Origin of the sequence: Sulfitobacter sp. HI0129 (genome assembly GCF_001635395.1) — a bacterium.
In the GTDB taxonomy this organism is placed as follows: Bacteria; Pseudomonadota; Alphaproteobacteria; order Rhodobacterales; family Rhodobacteraceae; genus Sulfitobacter.
This window is the reverse complement of sequence record NZ_LWGH01000342.1, coordinates 1-4,486: the sequence shown is the minus strand read 5'-3', so window position 1 is coordinate 4,486 and position 4,486 is coordinate 1. Positions and strand designations below refer to the sequence as shown.

4 protein-coding genes are annotated in these 4,486 nt (G+C 60.9%); 3 read left to right on the top strand and 1 reads right to left on the bottom strand.

Going from position 1 to position 4,486, the window contains the following annotated elements; genetic code table 11:
- The first annotated feature begins 13 nt into the window (after positions 1–13).
- Genes A3764_RS08600 through A3764_RS08590 form a run of 3 tightly spaced genes read left to right on the top strand, consistent with a single transcriptional unit; the run spans position 14 to position 3,056 of the window.
- Positions 14–2,098, top strand: a complete 2,085-nt coding sequence (locus tag A3764_RS08600) for a cbb3-type cytochrome c oxidase subunit I (protein WP_150120876.1) — start codon at positions 14–16, stop codon at positions 2,096–2,098.
- Positions 2,095–2,727 (top strand): cytochrome c oxidase subunit 3, encoded by a 633-nt coding sequence (locus tag A3764_RS08595; RefSeq protein WP_067926943.1) that lies wholly within the window; start codon positions 2,095–2,097, stop codon positions 2,725–2,727. Before A3764_RS08600 ends, A3764_RS08595 begins: the two co-directional genes overlap by 4 nt.
- On the top strand, positions 2,724–3,056 hold the full coding sequence (locus tag A3764_RS08590) for a cytochrome o ubiquinol oxidase subunit IV (RefSeq protein ID WP_067926946.1): 333 nt from the start codon (positions 2,724–2,726) through the stop codon (positions 3,054–3,056). The genes A3764_RS08595 and A3764_RS08590 overlap by 4 nt, the downstream gene beginning before the upstream one ends.
- A 39-nt stretch (positions 3,057–3,095) precedes the next feature.
- Here the strand turns inward: A3764_RS08590 and A3764_RS08585 are convergent.
- On the bottom strand, positions 3,096–4,486 hold a 1,391-nt coding region (locus A3764_RS08585), incomplete at its 5' end, for a phosphatidylglycerol lysyltransferase domain-containing protein (protein WP_150122112.1).

Here is a 4,486-nt window from a genome sequence, read left to right as displayed (position 1 = left end):
GACGGGGTGGCCCATGAATGACGAGATGACATATTGGTTGCTGGGCCGTCTTGATTGGCAGGCCCTGCCTTTCCTGCGCGCGTGGAACCATCCCGCCCTGTCAGAGCTGATCGCGGCAGCGGCAGGTGGGTTGGTGGTGCTGGGGGCGCTGGCGGTTGCCGTTTTGCTCACCGTCTATCGCGGATGGGGGCCGCTATGGCGCGACTGGCTGACCAGCCTCGATCACAAGAAGATCGGCATCATGTATATCGTGATCGCCGGCATCATGCTGGCCCGCGCGGTGGTGGAGGCGGCACTGATCCGGCTTCAGCAGGCGCTCGCGGTGAATGACGCCGGTATCGTGACTGCCGAGCATTTCGGGGAGCTTTTCAGCACCCATGGCACGATCATGATTTTCTTCATGGCGATGCCCTTCCTGACAGGTGTTATCAACTACGTGATGCCCCTGCAGATCGGGGCGCGGGACATGAGCTTTCCCTGGATGAACGCCATCAGCCTGATGCTGACAGCCGCCGGGGCGGGGCTGGTGATGATTTCGCTCGTCGTTGGCAAATTCTCCACCGGCGGATGGACAGGGTATCCGCCCTATACCGGGATCGAATTCAGCCCCGGTGTGGGGGTGGACTACTGGATTTGGGCGGTAACGCTCAGTTCGCTTGGCTCCACGCTGACCGGCATCAACTTCGCGACCACGCTTTACAAGAACCGCGCCCCGGGGATGGAGCTGTTCCGTCTGCCGCTGTTCTGCTGGACGGCGCTGTGCACGTCCATCCTGATGATCTTTGCCATGGTTCCGCTGACGGTGGCCACGCTGATGCTGGCGCTGGATCGCTACGCGGGGTTCCATTTCTTCACCGCCGGGTCGGGCGGCAACATGATGAACTATGCGAACCTGTTCTGGCTTTTTGGCCATCCGGAGGTCTACATCCTGATCCTGCCTGCATTCGGCATCTATTCGGAGGTGATCGCGACCTTTTCCGGCAAGACGCTCTATGGGTACAGATCACTGGTTTATGCGACCATGGTGATCGCGGTCCTGTCCTTCACCGTCTGGCTGCACCATTTCTTCACGATGGGGCAGGGGGCCAACCTGAATGCGGTCTTCGGCGTGGCCACCATGGCCATTGGCGTGCCGACCGGGGTCAAGGTATATGACTGGTTGCTGACGATGTATCGCGGGCGGATCCGCCTGACCACGGGGATGCTGTTTTCGGTGGCATTCCTCGTTACCTTCGTGATCGGGGGGCTCACGGGGGTGATCCTCGCCAATCCGCCGGTCGATTTCGCAGTACATAACTCGCTGTTCCTTGTCGCTCATTTTCACAACATGCTGATCCCGGGCCTTTTGTTCGGAATGATAGCAGGGGTGCAATTCTGGTTTCCCAAGGCCTTCGGCTTCCGCCTCGACGAACGCTGGGGCAAGGCCGCCTTCTGGTGCTGGTTCGGGGGCTTTTACCTCGCCTTCATGCCGCTCTATGCATTGGGGCTAATGGGGGCGATGCGCCGAAGTTCGCAATGGTTCGAACCGCAGTATGTTCCCTATCTGCTGACGGCGCTGGCCGGTGCGGCGCTGATCCTTGCAGGTCTTGCCTGTCTTTTCATCCAGCTTTGGGTGAGTGTGAGGAACCGCGACCGCCTTGCCGCACCCTTGGGCGATCCATGGGACGGTCGCGGGTTGGAATGGTCGGTCTCCTCCCCCCCGCCTGAATACAATTTCGCGATGCTGCCGCAGGTCAGAAGCCACGATGATTTCTGGGAGGCCAAACAGGATGGCCGCGCCTATCGTGAACCGAAACGATATGAAGATATCGAGATGCCGCGCAATTCGGCGACAGCCCCCTTGATCGGCCTCGCTGCTGCGGCGTTCGGTTTTGCCATCACATGGCAGATCTGGTGGCTGGTCGCGCTGTCCTTTACCGGCATCTGGGTTATCGTGATCGTGCGCAGCTTTCAGCAAGACATCGCGCGCGTGATCCCGGCGCGCGAAGTGGCGGCCAAGGAGCGCGCATGGCTCGCAGAGGTTGAAAGCGCCCGCCCCGTTGACAGGTTCGCAGAGACGACGCGCCAGAACCGGGGCCTTGCGGAGGTTTCCCCATGAGCCATAGCAATCGCCTTCACGGGGGGCTGAACCTCGGTCAGGCTCATGCCGAAACGCACCGTCAGGCCGAGACGATGGTCTTCGGGTTCTGGATATTCCTGATGTCAGACCTCGTGCTGTTCGCCGTGATACTGGCGACCTATGCCGACGCCAGTGTGCATGGTTTGGCCGACGGCCCCGGCCCTGCGGAGCTGTTCGAGTTGCGCAACCCCTTCATCGAAACGCTGCTGTTGCTTGCCTCCAGCGTGACGTTCGGGATGGCGGCGCTGCACTTGAAGTATCAGGATGATCGGCGCGGGCTGGTTCTGTGGATGCTGGCGACCGGCGCGTTGGGGCTTGTCTTTGTCGCGATGGAAGGCTGGGATTTCTATAGCCTGGTTGTTCATGATGACGCGCCGCCCCAGCGCAGCGGGTTCCTGTCGGTGTTTTTTCTGCTGGTCGGCATGCACGGCCTGCACGTTATCGCCGCGACAGTGTGGATGCTCGTCCTACTGATCCAGATCGGTCGCTTCGGGCTGATGCCCGACGTCAAGCTGCGGATCCTGCGCCTGTCGATTTTCTGGCACATGCTGGATGTTGTCTGGGTCGCCATCTTCACCTTTGTTTACCTCTCCGGAGTTGCCCGATGAACGACGACCGTTTTCCCGATTCCGAACTGCCGGGCCACGGCAGGGAGCTGCGCCACTACCTGACCGGTGCCGCGGTAACGCTGACCCTGACACTTGCCGCCTTTGGTATTGTCTGGCTGTCCGTGTTGCCGCGCTATTGGACGCTGGGCGTGGTATCGGTGCTGGCTGTTCTACAGATCGTTGCGCATTTCCGATATTTTCTGCACATCGACCTTGGAAAGTCGCACCGGGACGACCTGCTGATGATCCTGTTCACCTCGCTCATCATCGTGATGATGGTGGGGGGCACGATCTGGATCCTGTTCAACCAGTTTGCCCGCATGATGTGACGTTTGGCGACGGGTCAGGGGTCCTCCGAACCCATCCGATCAAGCATCGACCTTGGTCTTTTTCCTGCCCAGCGTGCTGCGCACGCCGCCCCCGATAAGCGTTACGACATCCGTCGCGACACCAAGGACATTGGCGCGCGGCGGCAGGGCGATATAGACAGGCCGCCAATCGGGATCGAACTTGTCCTTGAAATTGCGCAGGCCCTCGAAGTTGTAGAACTGTCTTCCGTGCCGGTAGACGAACGCGCCGAGGCGGGAACTCAGCTTCGCCCCGCGCCGTGCTTCGAGCCCTGAGAGCGGTGCATTGCCAAGGCTGAATTCACGGTAACCTTCCGCCTTGAAGTGCAGCAGCAGCTCCGTGAAGAGAAAGTCCATCAGCCCCGCGGGCGTCCCTTCCACATGACGCATGAGGTCGATGGCGGCCTGTTCCTTTGCGTTGGTCAGCCACAGACTTGCAAAGGCAACGATCCGACCTTCGTAGCTGACGGTGGCGACCGGAAAACGGGCAAGCCTTTCGGCGTCGAAGGACCCGACCGAGAAACCCTTTTCTCCCCCCGGTTTGGACCGCAGCCATTCGTCCGAGATGGATCTGAGGGTTGTCATCGTCTCGGGCGAAATCGGCGCTGGGATCATGTCGAAGCTCAATCCATCCCGCCGGGCGCGGTTGTGGACGGTTCGGAGCCTCTTGCGATGGCTTCCATCCAGGCTGAATGCATCGAGGCGGATAACGGCTTCCTCCCCCATTTTGACCAGCGAAAGACCCATATCGAGCCAGAGCGGCACGGAATTGGCCGAGACGGAATAGAAAACCGGGCGCGCGTTTGCGGCATAGGCGGCATCGTGAAATTCCCAGACGAGCTGCATGAACTCGTCCGGATCGCCGAAAGGTTCGTGCAATGCCACCCATGTCCGGCCCTGAATGCGGTACATGAGGAATGATCTGCCGGTTTCGGAAAACAGGAGGCTCTTGTCCCCCGTCAGTGCGATGTTCCCTTCGGGGTCGGGCTGATTTTCGATGATCGTCCGGGCGCGCTCCAGCTCCTCCGGCGTGGCGAGGTCATGGGAAAAGGCGCCCGGCCTCAGGGCGAAGACCAGGGTCATCAGCCCGAAAGCGATGAAGCCGACGAGCGCCGCGCGCAACGCCCTCGGCGCGGTTTGATCGGCCGCGAATTGCCACCAGAGTTCGTTGGCATAGGGGGTCGCCTTGTGCGCAAAGAACAGGATCGCCAGCACCGCGACACCGAGGCTGGCCATCATGAGCATCCAGCGGATGCTGAGTACATTGCGTGTGAGGCGGGTCGAGCGGTAGAATTCACGCTTCGTCGGCAACAGGACGAGCAGGGCGAGCCCGAGGACCAGCGCCCTGTCATAGTCCAGTCCGTTCGCAAGGCTTGCCGCCACGCCGCCCCCCAATGCGCCCATGGCCTGCA

Bases quoted from the DNA above. Each gene is read 5' to 3' on its own strand.
- A3764_RS08600 (WP_150120876.1), top strand. From the start codon at position 14: ATGAATGACGAGATGACATATTGGTTGCTGGGCCGTCTTGATTGGCAG.
- A3764_RS08595 (WP_067926943.1), top strand. From the start codon at position 2,095: ATGAGCCATAGCAATCGCCTTCACGGGGGGCTGAACCTCGGTCAGGCT.
- A3764_RS08590 (WP_067926946.1), top strand. From the start codon at position 2,724: ATGAACGACGACCGTTTTCCCGATTCCGAACTGCCGGGCCACGGCAGG.